Source organism: Streptomyces bambusae (genome assembly GCF_019400985.1).
Classification (GTDB): domain Bacteria; phylum Actinomycetota; class Actinomycetes; order Streptomycetales; family Streptomycetaceae; genus Streptomyces; species Streptomyces bambusae_A.
Map to the genome: position 1 here is coordinate 1 of NZ_WTFF01000037.1, position 22513 is coordinate 22513.

Sequence of the window (22513 nt, forward strand, 5' to 3'; positions counted from 1 at the left end):
GAGCAGGGCGAGGTACCCGGCCTCCGGCCGGTCCTGCCCGTCGGACCGGGGCGCGGGGGCGGGCGGCGCCTCGACGACGGCGTGCGCGTTGGTGCCGCCCACGCCGAAGGAGCTGACCCCGGCCCGCCGCGGCTCGGGGCCGGACCACGGCGCCGCGGCGGCGGGGACGTACAGCGGCGAGTCCTCCGTGTCCAGCAGGGGGTTCAGCCGGGTGAATCCGGCGACCGGCGGGACCACGCCCTCGCGTACGACGTACAGGGCCTTGATCAGTCCGGCGAGCCCCGCGGCGTTGTCGAGGTGGCCGGTGTTCGCCTTGAGCGCGCCCACGGCGACCTGGCCGGGGGCGGCGCCGGCGGCGCGCAGGGCCGCCGAGGCGGCGGACCACTCGATGGGGTCGCCGACCCGGGTGCCGGTCCCGTGCGTCTCCAGGTAGCCGATGCTCGCGCCGTCGACGTCCGCGGCCTCCAGGGCGGCCCGGATGACGGCCTCCTGTCCGCCGGCGGAGGGGGCGTAGTAACCGGCCTTGGCCGAGCCGTCGTTGTTGACGGCCGTGCCGAGGACGACGCCGTACGGCTCCACCCCGTCCGCGAGCGCGTCCTCCAGGCGCCGCAGGACGACACACGCCACCCCGGAGCCCGCCACCACGCCGTCGGCGTGTTCGTCGAACGGCCGGCAGGCCCCCGCGGCGCTGTGGATGCCGCCGGGCACGTGGAGGTGCCCGGCCTGGGGGTAGGCGACACCGGCGCCCACGACGAGGGCCTGGTCGCACTCGCCGTTCAGCAGTGCCTGGACGGCCGTGTGGAGGGCGACCAGGGAGGAGGAGCAGGCGGTCTGGACGGCGATCGCGGGCCCGGTCAGGTTGAGCTTGTAGGAGATGAGGCTCGCCATGAAGTCCGGCTCGTTGCCGTGGACGGCGTCCTCCAGGGTCATGGGGTCCAGCCCGCCGCCGGCCAGCATGGCGCGCAGGTAGCCGCTGCCGCTGGCCGAGGCGTACACGCCGGTGGTGAGCGCGGTGTCCAGGGGGCTGGTCCCGGCGTCCTCCAGCGCCGCCCACGCGCACTCCAGCATCAGCCGGTGCTGCGGGTCCATCATCTCCGCCTCGCGCGGGCTCACCCGGAACAGGGCGTTCTCGAAGCGGTCGGCGTCGTCCAGATGCCCGTGCACCGGCACGAACTCGGGGTCGTCCACCAGGCTTGGGTGCACCCCGGCCTCGCGCAGCCTGCGTTTGTCGTACCGCGTGGTGAGGACCCGTCCCTCCACGAGGGCCTCCCACCACCCGGCCAGATCGCTGGAGCCGGGGAACCGGCCGGAGACCCCGGTCACGGCTATGTCGAGGGAACGGTCGCGCGTCATGTACCCGCCTTCGGTCAACCTTGCGGCGCCCTCCGGGTCCGGAGGGCGATGGGTCCCGTCCGGCGCGGGCCGGTGCGCCGGTACGGATCAGCAAGGTTGCCAGATTGGGCAACTCGGTGGCAATGTTCTTGCCATCGCTTTGTCCGACAGGTGGGAAACCGGAACAGAGGGGAGGGGACGGCGTGCGACCGGACCCGAAGTGGACTGCCGGCCCGCGGAACACCGCGCCCGGCGGGGGACTGCACGAGGCGTTCGCCCGCAGGGCGGCGGAGCGCCCCGGGGCGGTCGCCCTCGTCGAGGGGGACCGCACCACCACGTACGCGGAACTCGACGCCACGGCCGATGCCTGGGCCTCGGGGCTCGTCGCCGCGGGGGTCACCCCCGGCGCACTGGTGCCCGTACTGCTGCCCAGGAGCACGGAGCTGGTCACCGCGCTCCTCGCGGTCCTGAAGACCGGGGCGGCCTACGCCCTGCTGGACCCCGACTGGCCCGCGGACCGGCTGCGGGACGTGATGCGCGACCTGCGGCCGCCCCTCATGATCGCCCGCGAGAGCGGGGACGCGGCGCAGGGCGGTGGGCCGGAGGGCCATGCACCGGACGGCCGCACGCTGCACGGCCACGCGCCGCACGGCCACGCGCTGCCCGTGTGGCCGCCGCCCTCCGGGGAGACGGCCGGGGCGGCACCTGATCCCGATGGGTTCACGCCCGTGGCCGTCGACGCCGGCGATCCGGCGTGCGTCTTCTTCACCTCCGGGACCACGGGCCGGCCCAAGGGCGTGCTCAGCCCGCACCGGGCGACGGCGCGCCTCTTCCAGCCGGGCGGCTTCGCCGAGTTCACCGCCGACACGGTGATGCCGCTGGCCGCCGCCACCCCCTGGGACGCCTTCTCGCTCGAACTGTGGTCGGTGCTGCTGAGCGGCGGCACCTCGCTGGTCGTGACCGACCCCTATCTGTCCCCCGTCGCCCTGGGCGACGCCGTGTCCCGGCACCGCGCGGACACCGTCTGGCTGACCAGCAGCCTGTTCAACATGATCGTGGACGAGTCCCCGGACGCCTTCCGCGGGCTGCGCCAGGTCATGATCGGCGGGGAGCGCCTCTCGGCCGGCCACGTCCGCCGCTTCCTGCACCGGCACCCCGGCATCGCACTCCTCAACGGCTACGGGCCGGTCGAGTCCACGGTCTTCGCCACCACCCACCGCATCACGGAACCCGACTGCGACCTCCCCGGCGGCATTCCCCTCGGGCGTCCGGTGCCCGGTACGCAGGTCCACGTCCTGGACGGGACCCGGCCCTGCGCGGTGGACGAGACCGGGGAGATCTGCCTCGCGGGTGACGGGCTGGCGCTCGGCTACCTGGGCGACGAGGCGCTGACCGCGCGGAAGTTCACCGACGTACGGATCGACGGGCGGGACGTGCGCGTCTACCGCACCGGCGACCTCGGCCGCTGGGACCGGGACGGCCTGCTGCACTACCAGGGCCGGTCCGACCGGCAGCTGAAGATCCGCGGCCACCGCGTGGAGCCGGCGGAGGTCGAGCGCCAGGTGGAGCAGCTTCTTCCCGCCGTACGGCACTGCCGGGTACTGGCCCGCGGCGACGCCGCCCGCGGCGAACGCGAACTGGTCGCGTTCTGCGTGCCGGTGCGCCTGGGGGACCCGCTGGACGGCGCGCTCGCCGTACTGGCCGAAGCCCTGGTCGCCTACCAGCGGCCCGCCGCGGTGGTCGGTGTCGACGCCTTCCCCGTCACCGCGCAGGGCAAGCTGGACGAACGGGCCCTGCTGGCGCTGGCCGAGGCGGCCGGACCGGCCTCCCCGGGCGGCCCGACGTCGGAGCCGGCACACCCGGCACACCCGGCGCACCCGACTCACCCGACGCACCCGGCGTCGCAGCCCGGCGTCCGGCCCGCCGACCTGCGCGATCCCGTGCTGCGGGCCGTCGCGGAGTGCTTCGCCTCCGTCCTGGAACTCGACGCGGTCCCCCTCGACGTGCCCTTCGTCGGCCTCGGCGGGACCTCGCTCGGCGCGGGCCGGCTCTGCGCACGGCTCGCGGCGGCGCTGTCCCGGCCGGTCCCGGTCTCCTGGCTGTACCAGGACCCGACGGCCGCGGGCCTCGCCCGCCGACTGGCCGCCGCGCCGGCGCCCGCGCCGACTGCGGCCCAGGCCGCTCCGGTCGGCTCCGACTCCGACACGCCGCTGTCGGCCATGCAGCTGGTGTACCTCACCCCGCAGTTGCTGGATCCGGCGGACCGTACGGGGCACTGCCTGCTGACCTGGGCGGTCGAGGGCGAGCTGGACCTGGGCGCGCTGGAGGCGGCCGTCGCCGAGGTGCACCGGAGCCACGAGCCCCTGCGCGCCGCGTACGTGCTCGACCCGCGGCCCGCCGCGGAACTCGTGGACATCCCCCCGCCGCCCCTGGAGGTGCTGCCCGCCCGGGAGTCCGTCGCGGCGGCCGCCCGTGCGGCCCGCGCCGAGCTCGCCGGGGAGCTGGCCCCGGACCTCGGGGAGGTGTGGCGCACCGTCCTGGTCCCCGTCACCGGCCGGGAGACCGGCGCGAGCACCGCGGTGTTCGGCTGCGTGGTGCACCACGTCGCCTTCGACGGCTGGTCGGAGGCCGTCCTCGCCGACGACCTGAGCGCCGCCTACCGCACCGCGCTGGCCACCGGCGCCCCCGTGCTCGGCCCCCGTCCGACGCTGGCGGCGGTGCACCGGGAGCGCGAGGCGCGCCTGCGGGAGGCCGCGGCCGGGAACCACCATGCGTACCTGCGGGCCGAGTTGGCCGACGTACCGGCGATGCGGTGGCCGGTCGGCCCCGGGACAGGGGAGGCGGAAGAGCTGCGGGCGGCGGCGGGAGAGCCGCGGGAGCCGGGAGCGCCGGGCCTGGCACCGGATCTGACGCCCGGCCTGACGCCGAGCCCCGCGCCCGGCCTGGTCGAGGCCGTACTGGACGCCGAGGCACTGGCCGGGGCCGACGCCGTGGCGGCCTCGGCGGGGGTCACCCGTTTCGTGGTCCTGCTCTCCCTGTGGGCGGCGAGCCTGTCGGAGGCGACCGGGCAGCGGGACTTCGCCGTCGGCGTCCCCGTCGCCCAGCGCGACGGCGCGGAACTGGAGCGCGCCGTCGGATGCCACATCAACATGCTGGCCCTGCGGCTGCGCGGGGCCGCCCTGGACGGCGACCAGGCCGCCGTCGCGCGGGTCGCCGAAACCTCCGCCCGCGCCTTCGCCGCGCAGGACGTGCCGTTCCCGGACGTCCTGGCGCTGGTGGACCCGCCGCGCAGCGGCCGGCCCCCGCTGTACCAGACCCTCTTCGCCTGCCAGGACAACACCCCGCCGCAGCTGGAACTCGTAGGCGCGAGGACCACCCTGCTGCGCCAGCCCTACCTCGACCTGCCCCTCGAACTGCACACCGAGCTGTGGCCCGCGGACGACGGCGGGCTGCTCGTCCACACCGCCTTCCGGCCCGGCACCGTCGCGGAGAGCACCGCGCGGGAGGTCTCCAAGCGCTTCACGGAGCGTGTGCGCACCCTCGTCCCAGGAGTCACGCGATGACAACGACCGCCGTATCGCCCGCCCTGCTGACCGACCCCGGCCTGCACGCCGACGGTGATCCGCACGCCGTGTGGCGGTGGATGCGCGCGCACGCCCCGGTGCACCGCCACGAGGCGGCGGCGGAACTGCCCGCGTTCTGGTCGCTGACCCGGCACGGGGACATCCGTGCCGTGTACCGGGACGCGGCGACGTTCAGTTCGGCGCGCGGCGTACTGCTGCGCTCCGGCGACGACCCGGGCGGCGGCATGACGCTCGCCCTGACCGACGCCCCGCGGCACAAGCAGCTGCGCGGCCTGATGGCGGACTGGTTCAACACCCGCGCCGTACGGGGCCTGGAGGGCTACATCCGGGCGGCGACGCGCAGCGTCCTCGGGCGGGCCGTGGAACTCGGCCGTTGCGACTTCGCGGACGACGTGGCGGGGCGGCTGTCGCTGTCGGTGATCTGCCACATCCTGGGCATCCCCGAGCGGGACCACGAGGACCTGTACCGGTGGACGAACGAGGCGTTCGAGGCCCATACGTCACTGGTCTCGCACCCCATGCTCGTCGAGTACTTCATGGAGCTGCTCTACCAGCGGATGGAGGAGCCCACCGACGACCTGGTGAGCGCCCTCGTCAACGGCACGGTGGGCGGCGAGCTGCTGACCGAGGAGGAGGCGGTCTTCAACTGCGAGAACCTCATCGGGGCCACCGAGAACGGCCGGCTGGCCCTGATCGGGGGCATGCAGGCCTTCCTGGAGCACCCGGAGCAGTGGCAGCGGCTGGCCGCCGACCGGAGCCTGATGCCCGGCGCCATCGAGGAGATCCTGCGCTGGACCTCCAGCGCGACGCACAGCATGCGGGTCGCCACCCGCCCCGTGGAGATCCGGGGCACGCGGATCGAGGCCGGCGACCGCGTCGTCCTGTGGCTGCCCTCGGCCAACCGCGACGAGGACGTGTTCACCGATCCGTACGTCTTCGACATCACCCGCAGCCCGAACCGGCACATCGCCCTGGCCGCCGGGGAGCACTTCTGCATCGGCAGCACCCTGGCGCGGGCCGAGATGCGCGTCCTGTTCACGGAACTGCTCGACACCGTGGGCCGGATCGAGCAGAGCGGCCCCGTCCGGCGGCTGCGGTCCATCGAGGTGGGCGGCCCCGAGAGCCTGCCGGTACGCCTCACCGCGAAGTGACGGCCGCCGGGGCCGCGGCGTTCCCCTGCCCCACACACCTCCCTGTTGTCGCACACGCACACACCTCTGTCGCATACGCACACACCTCACGACCCTTCCAGGAGTGAAGACATGACGGACAAGAAGGAACGGCCCGGCCTCGTACACCTGTCGCACCCAGCCGGGGTCGCCCCCAGCGACGGGTACACCCACGTGGTCACCGGGCCGGGACGGGTGGCTGCGATCGCCGGCCAGATGCCGTTCGACGCCGACGGCGAACTCGTCGGCCCCGGCGACCCCGCAGCCCAGGCCCGGCAGGTCTTCACCAACATGGAGCGCTGCCTCGCCGCCGCCGGAGCCACGTTCGACGACGTCATCAAGCTGACCTACTTCGTCACCGACATCGACTTCGTCCCCCAGATCCTGGCGGCGCGCGACGAGTTCATCGACACGCGGCGCCCGCCGGCGAGCACGGTGGTCCAGATCGTGGCGCTCTACCGCCCCGATCTGCTGCTCGAAGTGGACGCCCTCGCCCTGCTGCCCGTCGAGTAGATCGGACAAGGAGCACCGTGAACGCCGTGAACCCTGCGAACACCGTGGACGCCGTGAACACCGTGAATCCCACCGCCTCCCCCTACCCCTCCCTCCGGCAGGCGGGGCTGGAGGCTCCGCCGCCGCCCTTCGACGCCGAGCTGGCCGGGCCGATCGGCTGGATCCTCGGCGAGCTCCCGATGCCCCTGACCCCCGAACTGATCCCGGACCGGCGCCGCCGCTCCGCCTCGGGGCGGCTGAGCGACGAGGCGATACGCCGCGGCGGGGCGTTCGAGATCGAGGAGCGTACGGTGCCCGCCCCGGCCGGCGCGCCCGCGATCACCCTGCTGATCTGCCGGCCGGCGTCGGCCACGGGACCCGTGCCGGTCATCTACCACACGCACGGCGGCGGCATGGTGGCCGGCAGCCACCGCAGCACCGAACTGGTCGGCGAGCTGGACCGGGCCCAGGACCTGGGGGCGGCCGTGGTCTCCGTCGAGTACCGGCTGGCGCCGGAGCACCCCGACCCGGCGCCCGTGGAGGACTGCTACGCCGGGCTGTGCTGGCTGGCGGAGCACGCCGAAGGCCTCGGCCTCGACCCGGAGCGCATCTTCCTCAGCGGCAACAGCGCCGGCGGTGCCCTCGCCGCAGGCCTCGCACTGCTGGCGCGGGACCGCTCCGGTCCGCGACCGGTCGGCCAGGTACTGCAGTTCCCGATGCTCGACGACCGCTGCGACACGTTCTCGGCCGGGCAGATGGCACGCGTGGGGCTGTGGGACGGGGAGTCCAACCGGGCAGGGTGGACGGCCCTGCTGGGCGAGCGGCGCGGCACGCCGGACGTCTCCTGCTACGCGGCCCCGGGCCGGGCCGAGGACCTGTCCGGACTCCCGCCCGCCTTCATCGAGGTCGGTTCCGTGGAGGCGCTGCGCGACGAGGGGATCGCCTACGCGTCCCGCATCTGGCAGACCGGCGGCTCGGCCGAACTCCACGTGTGGTCGGGGGCGTTCCACAGTTTCGACGAGTGGGTCCCGGACGCGGTCGTCTCGCGGGCCGCGCACCGGGCGCGGGTGGCGTGGATGCGCCGCGTACTCGCCGGGTGAGGACCGGCGCCGACCGCTCCTGTCGGCAGACATGCCCCGGGGCCCTGGCTTCAGCCAGGGCCCCGGGGCATGTTCGGCATGTTCGGTGCGGTCGGTGCCGGGCGGTGTCCGCGGCCGGTCGGTGCCGGCCCGTGCCGGCGCGGGCCGGCACCGACCGGCGCGGGCTGGCACCGACCGGCACGGGCCGGCACGGGCCCGCCCGCCGGTCAGCGCCCGGCGGTGCCCGCCTGCTCGGCGCTCTCCAGCGTTTCGGCCAGGACCCGCCAGATCTCGGCGGCGAGGTCCATGTTCGAGGCGCGGCGGGCCTCCTCGCCCAGCTTCTTCAGCCGGGCGCGCCCTTCCTGCTGGTGGCCCTCGACGATCAGCAGCAGGCTGTCGAGCGTCTGGAGCCGGATCCGGTCGCGGTAGGTGAGCCGCAGGTTGTCGAAGTCCAGCCGGTCGTGGGCGGCGCGGGCGTCCGCGTACCGGCCCTCCTCGAACGCCAGGTGCGCCTGGAGCACCAGCAGTTCCTGCTGCTGGGCGGGCGTGCCGATGAGCGAGAGCGCCGTCTCGGCCTGCGTCAGGCAGGTGCGGGCCTGTTCGGTGAGGGCGGGCCTGGACTGCAGGTACAGCGAGGCCGCGGCGAGTCGCAGCCGCGCCCACAGCATGGGGTCGACACGGCTGTCGAGCGCCTGCATGGCCTGTTCCAGGTACGCGTGGACCGCCTCGTCGTCCCCTTGGCGGGAGCAGACGGTGGCCGCCGACCACAGGGCCTCGGCGCGCAGCACGTCCGACCGGCCCGCCACGAGTTCGACGAGCTCCCGGGCGTGCGCCCGGGCCTCGGTCAGCCGGCCGGCCTCCGCCTCGGCCGACACCAGCGCCAGCAGGGCGTTCCCGGTGTCGGTGACGGAGAGGCCGGCGTCCCGGGCGACGCGGTACGCGCCCTCGGCGAGTTCGAGTGCCCGGGCGACCTGGCCCACCGAGCGCAGACACCGGGAGAGCTGGGTGCCGGACCGGCACTGCAGCGCGGGGAGCGCGAGCTCATCGGCCATGGCGGCCAGTTCCTCCAGGCACGCCTGCTCCTCGGTGCGCTCGCCGTGGCGGGACCGGTACCGGGCGATCACCCACAGGGCCTGCCAGCGCAGGAGCGGGTCCTCCGCCCCGGCGGTCGCGAGTACGTCGATGAGTTCCTCGACGTACTCGTCACTGTCGGAGGAGGCCGCGATGCTCAGCGCCTTCGTCAGCGAGCTGCCGCCGGCGGCGCCACCGGTGGCGGTGGCCGTGGCGGGCAGGGCGTCGAAGGCCAGGCGGTCCACGCCCAGCTGCTCGGCAAGGTAGGTGATCACGCGCTCGGTGGGCTGGCGCGCGCCCGACTCCAGGCGGGACAAGTACCCCGTGGAGATCTCATCGCCGGCCAACGAGGCCTGGGACAGTCCCCGTTGGAGCCTCAAAGCCTTGAGGCGCGCGCCGAAGGACGACTCGTCTGTCATGTGAGTCCTGCAATCAGTTATCGGAAAACAGTCAACGTGGTCGCGCCCCCAACGCTTTGATGGGTATCGTAGCGCCCCTTGAACCCGTTGGCAACTAATTTGCCCGGGTGCGTGCCTCGCTGGACCTGCGACGCTCCGCACCCCCTCTAGCACCCTGGTGAACGCTTGGCAATATTTGGCAAACCGACTTGCCATCGGGACCCGGGAGATCTAGGTTGATCGAGGCCGGGCAGCCGCTTCGAGCGGCTGCCGAGCCACTGCCTCCCACTTCTCGATCCCGTGTCACGGGATCCTCCGTTCGGAGTCGCTACATGCGTTCAAGCATCCTCGTCACCTCCGCCGCCGCAGCCCTGCTCTCCGTCGCCGCGGCCGTCACCGTCGCCACCGAGCCCGGCATCGACTGGCCCGCGGCGCCCGCCACCCGGGTCAGCGCCGTGCAGAACGGCGGGGGCGACGTCATCGACTGGCCGACGCCGCCCTCCGCCCCCACCAGCCCCCGTGGCGGCGAGGCCGGCGTCATCGGCCGGGCCTGACGGCCATGGGCACGATGCACGCAGACGAAGCGGAGACCGACGAGGACCTCGTCCGCCGACTGCTGCGCGGACAGTTCCCCCAGTGGGCCGACCTGCCGGTGCGGCGCCTGGAGTCGGGTGGCACCGTCAACGCGATCTACCGGGTCGGCACCGGGCTGACCGTCCGGCTGCCACTGACCGCGGGCGGCGCCGGAACGCTGGAGCAGGAGGCCTACTGGCTGCCGCGGCTGGCGCCCCTGGTGCCCGTCCCCGTCCCGGAGGTCGTCGGGCTGGGCCAGGCCGCCGAGGGCTACCCGTGGGGGTGGGCCGTCCACCGGTGGATCGACGGCGAGGTGCTGGTCGAGGGCCGGGCGGACGCCCCCGAGCAGCTGGCCCGCGACCTCGCCGCGTTCGTCACCGCGCTGCGCGGGGCGGAGCTCGGCGCGGGCCCGCCGGCGCACCGGGGCGAACCGCTGGCCGCCGCCGACGCGGAGACCCGTGCCGCGATCGAGGAGCTGCGGCACACGGACGAGCCGTTCGACGCCGACGCGGCCCTCGCCGCGTGGGAGGAGGCGCTCGCCGCCCCCGGGTGGACGGGGGAGCCGCGGTGGATCCACTCCGACCTCATGCCGAGCAACCTGCTGGGCGCCGGCGGCCGGCTCGCCGCGGTGATCGACTTCGGGACCGCGGGCCTCGGCGATCCCGCCGTCGACCTGATCCCGGCATGGAACCTGCTGCCGCCCGCCGCGCGGCAGGTCTTCCGCGAGGCCGTGGACGCCGACGACGCCGCCTGGGCCCGCGGCCGCGGGTGGGCGCTGTCCATGGCCGTCATCCAACTGCCCTACTACCGCAGGACGAACCCGGTCATCTCCGCAAACGCCCGCTATGTGATCCGTCAGGTCCTCGCGGGCTGAGGCCGCTCCGGCAGGGAGGGGGCGGGCGCGACACGTCGCGCCCGCCCCCTCCTTCCGCATTCCGGCGGCCGCACAGAGCGGTCCCGCATGGCGCCCCACGCGGCGCCCCACACGGCGCGCCTCCGCGCGGCGCGGCCGCGCACCGCGGCCGCCCGCAGCGGCTACGCGAGCCGGAACACCTCCTTCGACAGCGCCAGGACCCGGGCCTGGTCGCGCGCCAGGGCGGCCGCGTCGGCATGGGCCATGTGCACGGTCAGCGGGCTGGACGGCAGGTCGACGGTGGGCCGGAGTCGGTCGCCCGGGCCGGGCTTGACCGTGACGGCCCGTACGGACTCGACCGCGTCGATCTCCGCCAGGACCGACGCGTCCACGGACGCCACGATCCCCGCGAGGTCGGTGGCCACGTGGTACACGAACGCCTCCTGGAGCCGGCGGTAGGTGCGGCCGGCGAACTCCTCGGCGAACTGGTCGGGGCGCAGCCAGGCCAGTGCGCTCGCCCGGGCCTGGTCGGCGCCGCAGCAGGCGGCGTCGAAGTCCGGGTGCATCGCCCCGTTCATGCGGGCGCCGATCTCGACGAGCGCGGGCCCGTCGGCCGTCATCATCACCTCGGCGTGCGCGGCGCCGAACTCGATGCCGAGGGCGTCCAGCACGTCGTGCGTGTAGGCGGTCAGCTCGGCGACGACCGGGTCGTCCGGCGCCACGAGCACGTCGCGGTGGGAGACGTTGCGGGCGCCGCGGCGCCGCTTGTCGTAGCGCCACACGCCGGCGTCGTAGCGCTCGCCCCGGCAGGAGACGGTGTCCACGATGTACTCGGTGCCCGCGAGGTAGGACTGCGCCAGGACCTCGGCGTTGGTCTCGCCGTACATGGTGACGGTGCCGAGGATCGCCTCCGCGGCGCCGCGCACCTCAGCCGGGTCGGTGCAGATGGACACGCCCTGGGCCCCGGAGGCGGCCAGCGGCTTGACCACGACCGGCCGGCCGCCCTGCTTGCGGGCCCAGGCCGCGACGGCGTCGACGTCGTCGGACCTGAACTGGCGGGCACAGCGCACGCCGGCCTTCCGGACCGCTTCGATCATGAGGTACTTGTCCCGGCGCGCCGACGACAGCGCGGAGCCGTTGGTCGGCAGGCCGAGCATCTCTGACAGGACGTCGGCCAGCGGTACGCCGGGCTCCTGCCCGGCCACCACGGCCGCCGGGCGCAGTGCGGCCAGCCGCCGGGCGGTCAGGACCGGGTCGGCCGAGACCAGGGCCGCCGCGTAACTGCCCAGGTCGGGCGCCTTCAAGGACGGCAGGGGTTCGGGCGTGCTGGACACGTGCACGACCTCCGCCCCGAGTCCGGCGAAGGCCGCCCGGAGGTGTCTGCCCGTCCCGTACGCGTCGACGAGGACGACCAAGGGGTGATCAGCGCGCATGCTGCCTCCGCGGAGCATTCAGTTGCCATGCTAGGCAATGTGTATTGCCAAGATTATTGACCAACTAGGCAACCTCTGTCACTCTTTCGGGACAGAGCCGCTCGATTGAGCCGAGCACCCGGTCGCCGGAGATCGCCCGACACGCCGAAAAGGCCGTGTCCCTGGGGCGCGCGACCGGCCAGTTCATCAATGAAGAACGGAGCTCTCACCCATGACAGTGCAGACGCTGCACACCCCCACCCGGCTGCCCGAACTCGACGACACTCAGAGGGCCCAATTCGACCGGTCCGGCTTCCTCGTACTGCCCGGCTTCCTCCCGAACGACCTGGTGACCCGGGTCAAACAGGAGGTCGACACCTGGGTCGACACCGGACTGCGGGCCCGCTCCATCGCGGCCGTGCTCGACTACGCCACCCACGGCGTGCCGGACGTCCTCGAACTCGACCTCCCCGGACACGGCGAACTCCTCGCCCACGAACCGCTGCTGGACGTGGTCCGGCAGCTGCTCGGCCCGGGGTTCGGCTTCCACCACATGCACAGCGACCGGCACGCCCCCGACCTCCCCGGCAAGGGGTGGCACCACGACTACGAGCAGCGCTTCCCGTCGCACCGGACCCACACGATGGTCCACGCGCTGCACTACCTCGACGGCATCGACCCGGACATGGCCGGGCTGGCCGTGCTGCCCGGATCGCACCGCGAGGTGGCGCAGAAGACGGCCCGCGCCCACCTGGGCACCGACGTGCTGCCCGGCGAGGTCTACCTGGAGGAGCTGCCGGCCGGATCGACCGTGCTGCTGCACTCCGCCCTCTTCCACGCCCGCCGGGCCAAGCCGCAGTTCCCGGGCCGCCCGCGCTACTTCGTCGACGCCTCCTACTGCGAGGCCGGGGTGCTGTGGCCGCCGGTCAAGCCGTACTGGCGGGAGATGTTGCAGCGGGCGCGCCGGCTCGGGATCGCGGGCCCGCAGTGGCCGGACCTCTTCGCCGAGCACCACTTCAGCGAATACACCCGGCCCGAGTGAGGGAGGACCATATGCTGCACGCGGGAATCTCATGGCACGCGGGCGGGTACCGCCTCGCGGTGCTCGGCCCCGACGGCCGCCGCGTCCCCGTCCCCGGCGACTACGCCTCGCACCGCGCGGACGAGCTGATCGCGCAGCTGCGCGAGCTCGGCGACCGGCTCGGCATCGTCGTGGAGAGCACCAACGGCACCCTGGACGGCCGCATGATGGCGGCCGGCCTGCGCGTGCACCGCGCCGATCCGTGGCTGCTGCCGGACCGGCCGCTGCTGGGCTCGGTCCCGGCGGAGGAACTGGCCCTCGCGAGCCTGCGCGGCGGGCGGGGCCTGGTACGGCTGGAGGCCCACCGGGGCACCCAGACCGGCCGCGAGGAGGAGCTGGCCGCCCAGATCGTCTCGTCGGGCGGCGCCGACCGCGAACTCGGCCTGGCGGGACGCTTCTTCAGGCACGGCGGCCGCGAGCGCCGCGAGGTCGCGCTCACCTTCGACGACGGACCGCTGCCGCCCTTCACCGGACAGGTCCTCGACGTCCTGGAGCGCTACGGCGTCCCGGCGACCTTCTTCTGCGTCGGGATCAACGCCGGCGGGTTCTCCGAGGACCTGACGCGGATGCGCGAGCAGGGCCACGCCATCGGCAACCACACCTGGTCGCACCCCTTCCTGCCCGAGCTGTCGCGGCCCCAGCTGGCCGAGCAGATCAACCGCACCGCGGAGGCCATCGCCGACGCGAGCGGCGGCGAGGCACCCCGGCTGTTCCGGCCGCCGTACGGAGCGCGGACACCACAGGTGATGGACTGGCTCACCGACTTCGACGCCACCACCGTGCTGTGGGACGTCGCGCCCGACGACTGGGCGCTGCGGCAGGCCGACGACATCGCGCGCGACGTGCTGGCCGAGGTCCGGCCCGGCTCCGTGATCCTGCTCCACGACGGCGGCGGCGACCGTTCACCCACCGTGGCCTCGCTCCCGATCGTCATCGAAGGCCTGCTGGAGCGCGGTTACGAGTTCGTACGGGTGGACGACATGATCGAGCGGACCCGGTCCGGTCTGGCGGCGGCCTCATGAGGAACACGGGGAACTGGGCGGGCAACATCGACTTCGGTACGGCCCCGACCGCGCGGCCCGGGTCCGTCGACGAGCTGCGCCGCATCGTCGCCAGCAGCGAACGGGTCCGCGCGCTCGGCGCCGGCCACTCCTTCAGCGGGATCCTGGCGACGGCGGGCGGGTTCGTCCGGCTCGACGGGCTGCCGCCGGCCGTCGACATCGACGCGGAGGCGGGCACCGCCACCGTGACCGCCGGGATGCGGTACACCGACGTGGCCGCCGCCCTGCACCGGGCGGGCTACGCGCTGGCGAACCTGGCGTCCCTGCCGGACCTCTCCGTCGCCGGGGCGACCGCCACCGGCACCCACGGCTCCGGTGACAGTCAGCAGAGCCTGTCGGCCGCCGTGGCCGGGCTGGAGCTGGTCGGCCCCGAGGGCGACCTGGTCGAGCTGCGCCGCGACGTGGACCGGGACACCTTCGCCGGCGCGGTGGTCTCCCTCGGGGCGCTGGGTGTGGCCACCCGGGTGACCCTGGAGATCGAGCCGGCGTTCGACGTGGCCCAGTCGGTACGGGAGGCGGTGCCGCTCGACGCGGTCCGGGACCGGTTCGACGAGGTCTTCGCCGCCGCGTACAGCGTCAGCGCGTTCACCACCTGGGGCGACGACGCGTCCGTATGGCTCAAGCGCCGCATCGACCGGCCCGTGACCGGGCTAGACCTCGGGACCCCCGCGCGAGGCCCGCTGCATCCGGTGCCCGGGGCCGACCCGGCGCCGTGCACGGCCCAGCTGGGCGCGCCGGGCCCCTGGCACCTGCGGCTGCCGCACTTCCGCCCGGGCGCCACCCCGGACACCGGCGACGAGCTGCAGTCCGAGTACTTCCTGCCGCGCGCCGCCGCCCCGGCCGCCTTCGACGCGCTGCGTGGGATCGGCGGGCTCCTCGGGCCGGCCCTGCACGTGGCCGAGGTCCGCACCGTACGCGGCGACGACCTGTGGCTGAGCCCGGCGTACGAACGGGACTCGGTGGCGTTCCACTTCACCTGGGTCAAGGACGCCGCGCGCGTACTGCCGGTGATCGGCGCCGTGGAGGAGCTCCTGGCGCCGCTGGGAGCGCGGCCCCACTGGGCGAAGCTGACGGCCATGACCGGCGACGCCATCCGGTCCTGCTACCGCCGCGCGTCCGACTTCGCGGACCTGCTGGCCAAGTCCGACCCCGACGGGAAGTTCGCCAACGAGTTCGTCGACGGGCTGTTCCCCCGCGAGGCCCGGTGAGCCGCCGGAGGCGGTCCGCCCCGGACCGCACCGCTCCCGCCCCCTTTCCCGACCCCTTTCCAGACCCCTTGTCCCAGCGATCGCGGAAGGCACGCGAGTGGAAGAGCGACTTCTGACCAAGGCCGGGCGGAAGGTGTCCGTCGTCGGCCTCGGCACCTGGCAGTTCGGCGACGGATGGGCCCACGTGCGCGAGCACGACGTCCGGGCCATCCTCGATGCGGCCGTCGAGGCGGGCGTCGACTTCATCGACACCGCCGACGTCTACGGCGACGGCCGCAGCGAGCGGCTGATCGGGCAGTTCCTGCGGGAGTTCCGTACCTCGCAGGGCGAACGGCCCACCGTGGCGACCAAGCTGGGCCGCCGCGGCGCGCAGGAGCTCGGGGCGTTCACCCTCGACAACTTCCGCGCGTGGACCGACCGCTCCCGGGCGAACCTGGGCGTGGACACCCTCGACCTCGTACAGCTGCACACCCCGCCGGACGCCGTGTTCGAGTCCGACGCGGTCTTCGACGCCCTGGACGTCCTGGTCGACGAGGGCCGGACCAAGGCGTACGGCGTCAGCGTGGAGACCTGCGCCCAGGCCATGACCGCCCTGGCGCGGCCGAACGTCGCCTCGGTGCAGATCATCCTGAACGTGTTCCGGCGCAAGCCGCTGGAGCAGGTGCTGCCGGCCGCCCGGGCCGCGGGCGTGGGCATCATCGCCCGCGTCCCGCTGGCCTCCGGCCTGCTGTCCGGGAAGTTCCGGCGCGACACGGTCTTCGCCGAGAGCGACCACCGGAACTACAACCGGCACGGCGAGCAGTTCGACGTCGGCGAGACCTTCTCCGGCGTCGACTACGAGACCGGCCTCGCGGCCGCGGGCGAGTTCACCGGCATGGTGCCCGCGGGCGCCACACCCGCACAGCTCGCCCTGCGCTGGGTCACCCAGCAGGACGGCGTCACCACGGTGATCCCCGGTGCCACCTCGGTGGCACAGGCCCGGTCCAACGCCGCGGCCGGGTCCATGGAGCCGCTGTCCGAGGACACCCTCGACCGGCTGCGCGAGCTGTACGACCGCCGCATCCGCGCCCAGGTGCACCACCTCTGGTGAGCCGCAAGATGAAGATCGCCGGAGAGACGGTCCTCCTCACCGGTGCGACCGGCGGCATCGGCCGGGCGCTCGCCGCCCGGCTGGCCCGGGCGGGCGCCGACCTGATCGTGACCGGCCGCGACGCCGACGCGCTGCGCGCGCTCGCCGACCCGCTCGGCGCCCGCTGGGTGGCCGCCGACCTCGCCGACACCTGCGACGTGGAACACCTCGCGAAGGCGTGCGCCGGCACCGGGATCCTGGTGGCCAACGCCGCCCTGCCGGCCAGCGGCGACCTGCTGGAGTACACCCCCGAGCAGATCGACCGCGCCTTGGCGGTGAACCTGCGCTCGCAGGTCGTCCTGGCCCGGCTGCTCGCGCCGGCGATGGCCGACGCGGGCCGGGGCCACCTCGCGTTCGTGGGGTCCATGTCGGGAAAGGCTGCCACCCCCAACTCGTCGCTGTACACGGCGTCGAAGTTCGCACTGCGCGGCTTCGCCCACGCCCTGCGGCTGGACCTGCGCCCGGCGGGCGTCGGGGTGTCGGTCGTCCAGCCCGGCTTCGTCGCGGAGGCGGGCATGTTCGCCCGGACCGGGGCTTCGCTGCCGCGCGGCGCGCGGGCGGTCACCCCGGACCAGGTGGCGTCGGCGGTGCTCCGGGCCGTCGAACACGACCGCGGCGAGATCAACATCGCGCCGCTCAAGCTGCGGCTGCGCTGCGCCCTGTCGGTGCAGTTCCCCGCCGCCGCGGCCTGGCTCCAGGGGCAGGGCGCCCCGGACGACAGCGGCCGGCGCATCGTCGACGCGCAACGGGCCTCCCGGTGAGGCGCCGGGTGAACGCACGGCCCGACGCACGGCCCGACGCACGGCCCCACGTACGGCCCCGACGCACGGCCCACGCACGGGGCCCCACGCACGGCCCCACGTACGGCCCCCACGACCTCATGAGGAGCAATCACATGCTTGACAGCGTTCTCGTCATCGGCTCCGGCTACCTGCACTTCCGGGAGTACGCGCTGCGCGGACTGGCCGAGCACTACCGCGTCGTCCTCGTCGGAGCGCGCCCGCTGGACTGGCAGCTGCCGTACGCCGCCGACCACCGGGAGGCCGACCTCCAGGACGAGGCGGCGGTCTTCGCGGCCGCCGACGAGCTGGCCGCGGACAACCGCATCATCGGCGTCATCACCTGGGAGGAGATGCTGATCGCGCGGGCCGCCGCCGTCGGCGCCCGGCTGGGCGTGCCGACCATGCCGGTCGAGGCGGCGCGGGCCTGCCGCGACAAGGCGGAGCAGCGCAAGCGCTTCCAGGAGGCGGGCGTACCGTCGGCGCGGTTCCACCTCGCGGGCTCCGTCGCCGAGGCGGTCGCCGCCGCCGACAGCATCGGCTACCCCGTGGTGGTCAAGCCCCGCGGCCGGGCCGCGAGCGTCGCGGTCCAGATCGTCCGGTCCGAGGCCGAGCTGCGAGCGGCGTTCGACTTCGCCCGCAGCTCGGAGAACGCGGCCATCGAGGACGGGCTCGTCCTCGTCGAGGAGTTCCTCGTCGGCCCCGAGATCAGCGTGGACAGCTGGGTGCTCGACGGCAGGGTCGAGCCGTACGCGATCGCGCTGAAGCGCACCGGCTACCCGCCGTTCTTCGAGGAGGTGGCGCACGTCGTCGGCACGGTCCTCGACAGCGAGACCGAGGCCGCGGTCCGCGACGTGGTGATCCGCTCCAACCAGGCCCTGGGCATCGACCGTACGGTCACCCACACCGAGTTGATGCTCACCGCCGACGGCCCCAAGGTGGTCGAGGTCAACGGCCGCCTCGGCGGCGAACTCATCCCGCGCCTGGCCGAGATCGCGATTCCGGGCCTGTCCGTCGGGGCGCTCCTCGGCGCGGTCGCCACCGGCCGCGAGCCCGACCCGATCCCGGCGCCGGAGCGCCTGGTCGGCATCCGCTTCCTGTACCCCGCCGAGGACCTGACGTTCGACGACATCGAGTGCCCGGCGGCGCTCGCCGACGAGCCCTGGGTGCACGCGGTGCAGCGGGTCAGCGATCCGGGCACCGAACTGCGGCTGCCGCCGCGGCAGTTCCTGGGCCGCGCCGGCTACGTCATCGCCACCGGCTCCGCCGTCGACGAGATCGACGCCCGGCTGCTGAAGCTCGCCGACGGCACGGCGGTGCTCGGCACGCCACTGCCCGTCTGAGGCTCCGGCTGTGGCTGCTGTGGCTGCTGTGGCTGCTGTGCCGCCTGCTGTCCCTGCCGTCCCCGCTTCCCCCCTTTCCCCTTTCCGTACAGATGGAGACACACCCATGAAGAAGGCTCTGATTTTCGGCGAGTACAAGATCGCCAGGTTCCTGCCGGTCCTGCGCGACCGTGGCTACACGGACTTCGTCGTGTACTCGGCCGTCGAGTTCGACCCGGCCCTGGAGTTCGACGCCACCGGCGTCGAGGTCAAGCTGCTGGGCCTGGACTGGGACGCGGACGACGTGCACCGCGTGCTGGACGCCGAGCGGCCCGACGTGGCCATCGCCAACCCGTACGCCCACGGCCAGGAGCAGCTGCCCATCGTCTACGGCCGGGCCGCCGCCCGCTGGGACGGCCGGTTCGTCGCCCACTCCGCCGAGTTCGCGGAGGTGGCCTGCGACAAGGTCAAGCTGCACGAGACCGGCGTGGCGCGCGGCTGGCCGGTCCCGGCGGGTGCGGTCTGCGCGGACGCCGCCGCGGTCGCCGGCGCCGCCCGGGAGCTGGGCTTCCCGCTGGTGATCAAGGAGGCGCAGGCCCAGGCGGGCGACGGCCGGTTCTTCGCGGCCTCGGCCGAGGAGCTCGACGCGGTACTCGCCGACGGCCTGGCGTTCCCCGCGATCGTGCAGGCGTTCAAGACGGGTGAGGAGACCGGCATCGAGCTCATCACCGCGGGCGGCGAGCTGATGCGCTGGCCGGTGGTGTCCATGGGCCCGCTGGACGCGGGGCTCGACCCCTCGAAGCGGGCGCGGGTCGCACCGTACGCGCTCCCCGAGCGGGCCGCGGCGCGGCTCGACGCGTTCCTCACCGACATCCAGGACAACTTCGCCCCGTACGGCCCCTGGCAGATCGACTTCGCGGTGGTCGAGGACGACATCGTCGTACTGGAGATCAACCCGCGCCTCGGCGGCCTGTCCGACCTGGGAGCCACCGGCAGCGGCACCGACCCGCACGCGGTGTTCACCGCGGCCGCGCTCGGCGAGCCGCTGCCGCAGGCGCGCACGCGCGCGGTGGCGATCGAGCTGCCGTCGGTCGAGATCCCGGGCGTCGAGGTGCCCGCGCACCCCGAGGGCGCCGAGGTCATGCAGGTGACCGCGCGCAAGCCCACCAACCGCTGCTTCATCAACACCGACCGCATGCAGCTGGTCACCACGATCGGTGACCTGGAGGCGGGCAAGCGCTGGGTGAAGGAGCTCGACGCCGCGGGCCTGCTGCGCTGCTCGGTGGAGTCCGCGTTCCGGCAGCTGGAGCAGGGCTTCGGCTTCTTCGGCGGGAAGGCGGAGTCGCGGTGAAGGTGCTGATCGCCGGGCTCGGCGACAACAAGGAGTTCGGACTCAAGTCGCTGCGCGACGCGGGGCACTTCGTCGGGATCATCGACCTGCCGCACCGTGTCCCGGTCAACCAGTGCGACTGGTGGCGCGCGGGCGACCGGTTCTCCGTCGACTCGATGCTCGAAGCGGCGAGCTCGGCCGGGTTCGCGTGGGACGCGATCCTGTGCTGGGAGGAGCTGTCCACCGACATCGCCCGGGAGGTCGCGCGCAAGCTCGGGGTGCCGGCGCCGCGGATGCCCGCGGGCCACTTCCGCGACAAGGGCGTCATGCACGGCCGGCTGCGGGAGCAGGGACTGCCCACGCCGCAGCTCGGCGTGGCCCGCACCGTGGAGGAGTGCGTGTCCCTCGCCGGCGGCCGGTTCCCGGTCGTGGTCAAGCCGACGGACTACGGCGGCAGCGGCGGGGTCCAGGTCGTCGACGAACCGGGCGACCTCGCCGAGGCGTTCCGGGCCGCCGCCGCGCTGGCGGCGAGCGGGCGGGTCGCGGTGGACCGCTACGTGACCGGCAAGGAGTACAGCGTCGAGGCGGTCACCTGGGCACCCGGTGACTCACAGGTCCTGGCGATCACCGACAAGTACCTGACCCGGCCGCCGTACTGCATCGAGGTCGGCCACGTGTCCCCGGCGGCGGTCTCGGACGAGGAGCGCGAGCTGCTGACGCGGGCGACGGTCCGCGCGCTCGACGCGCTCGGCATGGAGGCGGGCGTCTCCCACGCGGAGTTCCGCATGACCGAGGCGGGCCCGGTCCTGATGGAGATCGCCGGGCGCCCGGCGGGCGGCCAGATCCCGCGGCTCGTCGAGCTGGCCACCGGCTGGAACCTGAACACCGCGGAACTCGCGGCCGTGGTGGGCGAGCGGACGACGCAGGGGACGCCGGCCGCCGAGTGCTCGGCCATCCGGTTCTTCGTCGGCGACGGCCGCACCCCGTTCCGCCACCCCGTGACGTGGCAGACGGCGAGCGCGCCGCCGCTGGTGGACGCGCTGCGGGAGCTGCGCTACTTCGCGGGTGAGGGGACGGTGACACGGGTGCCGCGCGGCCCGGAGGACCGGCTGGGGTACGCGATCTTCGCCGGTACCCGCGAGGAGACCACGGCGGCGCTGGCCGCCATCGACAACGGCGCCGAGGAGTACCGCGGTGACTAGCACTCAGGCCCGGCCGGCGAGCACGCCGGCCGGGCCCGGCGGGGCCGGCCAGTCCGAAGAGCCCGGGCCGGCCGGACAGTCCGGACAGTCCGGCCGGGGCCTGTGGCACAACCACGACTTCCTCAAGCTCTGGTCGGGCGAGACCGTCGCCGCGCTCGGCTCCCAGGTGACCCAGCTGGCCCTCCCGCTGCTGGTGCTGGGGGCCCTCGGGGGCAGCGCCTCGGAGGTCGGGCTCGTCACGGCGATGCAGTTCCTGCCCGCGTTGTGCGTGACCCCGTTCGCCGGCCTGGTGATCGACATGCTCGACCGGCGGCTGATCATCCTGGTGGCCAACCTGGTACGGGCCGTGGCCCTGGCCGTGGTGCCGGTCCTCTACCTGACCGACAGCCTCGGCGTCCCGGGGCTGTGCGTGATCGCGTTCGTGGTCGGCGCCGGCACCGCGGTGTTCGACGTCGGCTACCTGGCGTACCTCCCGGCGCTCGTGCCCCAGAAGCACCTCGTGGACGCCAACAGCAAGCTGCAGGGCTCGTACGCCGTCGCCCAGATCGGCGGCTCCGGCGTGGGCGGCCTGCTGATCAAGGCGCTGGGCGCGTGGTTCGCGATCCTGGCGAACGTCGTGGCCTACCTGGCGGCGTTCGTGGCGATGCTCCTGATCCGCCACCGGGAGCCGGCGCGCGACCCGCAGGCGGCGAGCAGGCCGCGCCTGGCCGACATCGTCACCAGCTTCGGGCTGCTGTGGCGCAACCGGATCCTGCGCATGCTCAGCCTGCGGGCCGGCTGGTTCAACATGTGCGAACAGGCCATCCTCACGCTGTTCCTGGTCTACGCCGTCAAGGAACTGCACATGGACGCGGGCGGGGTCGGCTTCGTCCTCGCCTTCGGCAGCATCGCCTCGCTCGCCGGGGCGGCGGTGGCCAAGCGGGCCGGCAACCGCTTCGGGTTCCCCAGGATCCTGATCCTGGCCAGCAGCGCCTCGTCCGTCGCGCCGATGCTGCTGCTGCCGACCGGTACCGGCATCGGTACGGATGCCGGCACCGGCTGGAACTTCGCGCTGGCGACGCTGACGTTCGCCGTCTACGGCTTCGGCCTGACGATCTACAACGTCCACGTCGTGGCGTTCCGGCAGACGGTGATCCCGTCGGACGTGCTGGGCCGGGCGACCGCGGCGTACCGCATGCTCACGTACGGGCCGTTCCCGCTCGGCGCGTTCCTCGGGGGCGTGCTGGGTGAGCGGCTGGGGCTGTGGAACTCGCTCCTGGTCTTCGCGGTCGCCTCGCTCGCGGGGTGGGTGCTGTTCGTCGTGGCCTGCACGAGGCTGCCGGCGTCGGAGCCGGAGCCGGAGCCGGAGCCGGTGTCGGAATCGAAGTCGGCGTCGAAGTCGGAATCGAAGTCGGCGTCGTCCTGAGAGAAGTGTCCTGAGACAGGTGTCCCGAGAGAG

At 74.0% G+C, this 22513-nt stretch carries 18 protein-coding genes; 15 read left to right on the forward strand and 3 right to left on the reverse strand.

Annotation, left to right across the window (positions count from 1 at the left end; translation table 11 throughout):
* Window positions 1–1353 (reverse strand): beta-ketoacyl [acyl carrier protein] synthase domain-containing protein (locus GPJ59_RS08330; RefSeq protein ID WP_219665820.1); only part of this gene is annotated, 1353 nt, incomplete at its 3' end.
* Window positions 1354–1535: 182 nt separating this feature from the next.
* Here GPJ59_RS08330 and GPJ59_RS08335 point away from each other — a divergent pair.
* The 4 genes from GPJ59_RS08335 to GPJ59_RS08350 all read left to right on the forward strand — a co-directional run bounded on the left by GPJ59_RS08335 (window position 1536) and on the right by GPJ59_RS08350 (window position 7677).
* Complete coding sequence (locus GPJ59_RS08335) at window positions 1536–4895, forward strand: amino acid adenylation domain-containing protein (protein ID WP_308120192.1); 3360 nt, start codon at window positions 1536–1538, stop codon at window positions 4893–4895.
* Window positions 4892–6067 (forward strand): cytochrome P450, encoded by a 1176-nt coding sequence (locus GPJ59_RS08340; protein WP_219665822.1) that lies wholly within the window; start codon window positions 4892–4894, stop codon window positions 6065–6067. Before GPJ59_RS08335 ends, GPJ59_RS08340 begins: the two co-directional genes overlap by 4 nt.
* A 111-nt stretch (window positions 6068–6178) precedes the next feature.
* Window positions 6179–6598 carry a RidA family protein gene (locus GPJ59_RS08345; protein ID WP_219665823.1) on the forward strand — a complete coding sequence of 140 codons (420 nt, stop codon included), beginning with the start codon at window positions 6179–6181 and terminating at the stop codon, window positions 6596–6598.
* Window positions 6599–6705: 107 nt separating this feature from the next.
* Window positions 6706–7677 carry an alpha/beta hydrolase gene (locus GPJ59_RS08350; RefSeq protein WP_258024063.1) on the forward strand — a complete coding sequence of 324 codons (972 nt, stop codon included), beginning with the start codon at window positions 6706–6708 and terminating at the stop codon, window positions 7675–7677.
* A gap of 206 nt (window positions 7678–7883) precedes the next feature.
* Here GPJ59_RS08350 and GPJ59_RS08355 read toward each other — a convergent pair whose 3' ends face one another.
* Window positions 7884–9146: a helix-turn-helix domain-containing protein gene (locus tag GPJ59_RS08355; RefSeq protein WP_219665824.1), complete on the reverse strand. Its 1263-nt coding sequence runs from the start codon at window positions 9144–9146 to the stop codon at window positions 7884–7886.
* Window positions 9147–9457: 311 nt separating this feature from the next.
* On the opposite strand from GPJ59_RS08355, the gene GPJ59_RS08360 reads away from it, so the two are divergent.
* Both GPJ59_RS08360 and GPJ59_RS08365 read left to right on the forward strand, forming a co-directional pair.
* On the forward strand, window positions 9458–9679 hold the full coding sequence (locus GPJ59_RS08360) for a hypothetical protein (protein ID WP_219665825.1): 222 nt from the start codon (window positions 9458–9460) through the stop codon (window positions 9677–9679).
* A gap of 14 nt (window positions 9680–9693) precedes the next feature.
* Window positions 9694–10572 (forward strand): phosphotransferase, encoded by an 879-nt coding sequence (locus tag GPJ59_RS08365; protein WP_219665826.1) that lies wholly within the window; start codon window positions 9694–9696, stop codon window positions 10570–10572.
* 161 nt (window positions 10573–10733) lie between these two features.
* Here the strand turns inward: GPJ59_RS08365 and GPJ59_RS08370 are convergent, their stop codons facing one another.
* Window positions 10734–11984 (reverse strand): ATP-grasp domain-containing protein, encoded by a 1251-nt coding sequence (locus GPJ59_RS08370; RefSeq protein WP_258024061.1) that lies wholly within the window; start codon window positions 11982–11984, stop codon window positions 10734–10736.
* Between the two features lie 211 nt (window positions 11985–12195).
* On the opposite strand from GPJ59_RS08370, the gene GPJ59_RS08375 reads away from it, so the two are divergent.
* The 9 genes from GPJ59_RS08375 (at window position 12196) to GPJ59_RS08415 (ending at window position 22480) form a co-directional block, all read left to right on the forward strand.
* Window positions 12196–13005: a phytanoyl-CoA dioxygenase family protein gene (locus GPJ59_RS08375; protein WP_219665828.1), complete on the forward strand. Its 810-nt coding sequence runs from the start codon at window positions 12196–12198 to the stop codon at window positions 13003–13005.
* 11 nt (window positions 13006–13016) lie between these two features.
* Window positions 13017–14066, forward strand: a complete 1050-nt coding sequence (locus tag GPJ59_RS08380; RefSeq protein WP_219665829.1) for a polysaccharide deacetylase family protein — start codon at window positions 13017–13019, stop codon at window positions 14064–14066.
* On the forward strand, window positions 14063–15313 hold the full coding sequence (locus tag GPJ59_RS08385) for an FAD-binding protein (RefSeq protein ID WP_219665830.1): 1251 nt from the start codon (window positions 14063–14065) through the stop codon (window positions 15311–15313). Before GPJ59_RS08380 ends, GPJ59_RS08385 begins: the two co-directional genes overlap by 4 nt.
* A 97-nt stretch (window positions 15314–15410) precedes the next feature.
* Complete coding sequence (locus GPJ59_RS08390; protein WP_219665831.1) at window positions 15411–16403, forward strand: aldo/keto reductase; 993 nt, start codon at window positions 15411–15413, stop codon at window positions 16401–16403.
* A gap of 8 nt (window positions 16404–16411) precedes the next feature.
* Window positions 16412–17203, forward strand: a complete 792-nt coding sequence (locus GPJ59_RS08395; protein WP_219665842.1) for an SDR family NAD(P)-dependent oxidoreductase — start codon at window positions 16412–16414, stop codon at window positions 17201–17203.
* A 134-nt stretch (window positions 17204–17337) separates the two neighbouring features.
* Entirely contained in the window at window positions 17338–18564 is a 1227-nt protein-coding gene (locus GPJ59_RS08400) for an ATP-grasp domain-containing protein (RefSeq protein ID WP_219665832.1), read from the forward strand.
* A 106-nt stretch (window positions 18565–18670) separates the two neighbouring features.
* Window positions 18671–19894 carry an ATP-grasp domain-containing protein gene (locus tag GPJ59_RS08405; RefSeq protein ID WP_219665833.1) on the forward strand — a complete coding sequence of 408 codons (1224 nt, stop codon included), beginning with the start codon at window positions 18671–18673 and terminating at the stop codon, window positions 19892–19894.
* Window positions 19891–21075 (forward strand): ATP-grasp domain-containing protein, encoded by a 1185-nt coding sequence (locus GPJ59_RS08410; RefSeq protein WP_219665834.1) that lies wholly within the window; start codon window positions 19891–19893, stop codon window positions 21073–21075. The genes GPJ59_RS08405 and GPJ59_RS08410 overlap by 4 nt, the downstream gene beginning before the upstream one ends.
* The gene (locus tag GPJ59_RS08415; RefSeq protein WP_219665835.1) at window positions 21068–22480 is read left to right on the forward strand and encodes an MFS transporter; all 1413 of its coding nucleotides are present in this window, start codon (window positions 21068–21070) and stop codon (window positions 22478–22480) included. Before GPJ59_RS08410 ends, GPJ59_RS08415 begins: the two co-directional genes overlap by 8 nt.
* Window positions 22481–22513: the final 33 nt, after the last annotated feature.

What these genes read in the sequence shown, in the direction of transcription:
- GPJ59_RS08340 (WP_219665822.1), top strand. Translation starts at nt 4,892, where the DNA reads ATGACAACGACCGCCGTATCGCCCGCCCTGCTGACCGACCCCGGCCTG.
- GPJ59_RS08400 (WP_219665832.1), top strand. Translation starts at nt 17,338, where the DNA reads ATGCTTGACAGCGTTCTCGTCATCGGCTCCGGCTACCTGCACTTCCGG.
- GPJ59_RS08345 (WP_219665823.1), top strand. Translation starts at nt 6,179, where the DNA reads ATGACGGACAAGAAGGAACGGCCCGGCCTCGTACACCTGTCGCACCCA.
- GPJ59_RS08385 (WP_219665830.1), top strand. Translation starts at nt 14,063, where the DNA reads ATGAGGAACACGGGGAACTGGGCGGGCAACATCGACTTCGGTACGGCC.
- GPJ59_RS08370 (WP_258024061.1), bottom strand. Translation starts at nt 11,984, where the DNA reads ATGCGCGCTGATCACCCCTTGGTCGTCCTCGTCGACGCGTACGGGACG.
- GPJ59_RS08405 (WP_219665833.1), top strand. Translation starts at nt 18,671, where the DNA reads ATGAAGAAGGCTCTGATTTTCGGCGAGTACAAGATCGCCAGGTTCCTG.
- GPJ59_RS08365 (WP_219665826.1), top strand. Translation starts at nt 9,694, where the DNA reads ATGCACGCAGACGAAGCGGAGACCGACGAGGACCTCGTCCGCCGACTG.
- GPJ59_RS08375 (WP_219665828.1), top strand. Translation starts at nt 12,196, where the DNA reads ATGACAGTGCAGACGCTGCACACCCCCACCCGGCTGCCCGAACTCGAC.
- GPJ59_RS08360 (WP_219665825.1), top strand. Translation starts at nt 9,458, where the DNA reads ATGCGTTCAAGCATCCTCGTCACCTCCGCCGCCGCAGCCCTGCTCTCC.
- GPJ59_RS08355 (WP_219665824.1), bottom strand. Translation starts at nt 9,146, where the DNA reads ATGACAGACGAGTCGTCCTTCGGCGCGCGCCTCAAGGCTTTGAGGCTC.
- GPJ59_RS08395 (WP_219665842.1), top strand. Translation starts at nt 16,412, where the DNA reads ATGAAGATCGCCGGAGAGACGGTCCTCCTCACCGGTGCGACCGGCGGC.
- GPJ59_RS08380 (WP_219665829.1), top strand. Translation starts at nt 13,017, where the DNA reads ATGCTGCACGCGGGAATCTCATGGCACGCGGGCGGGTACCGCCTCGCG.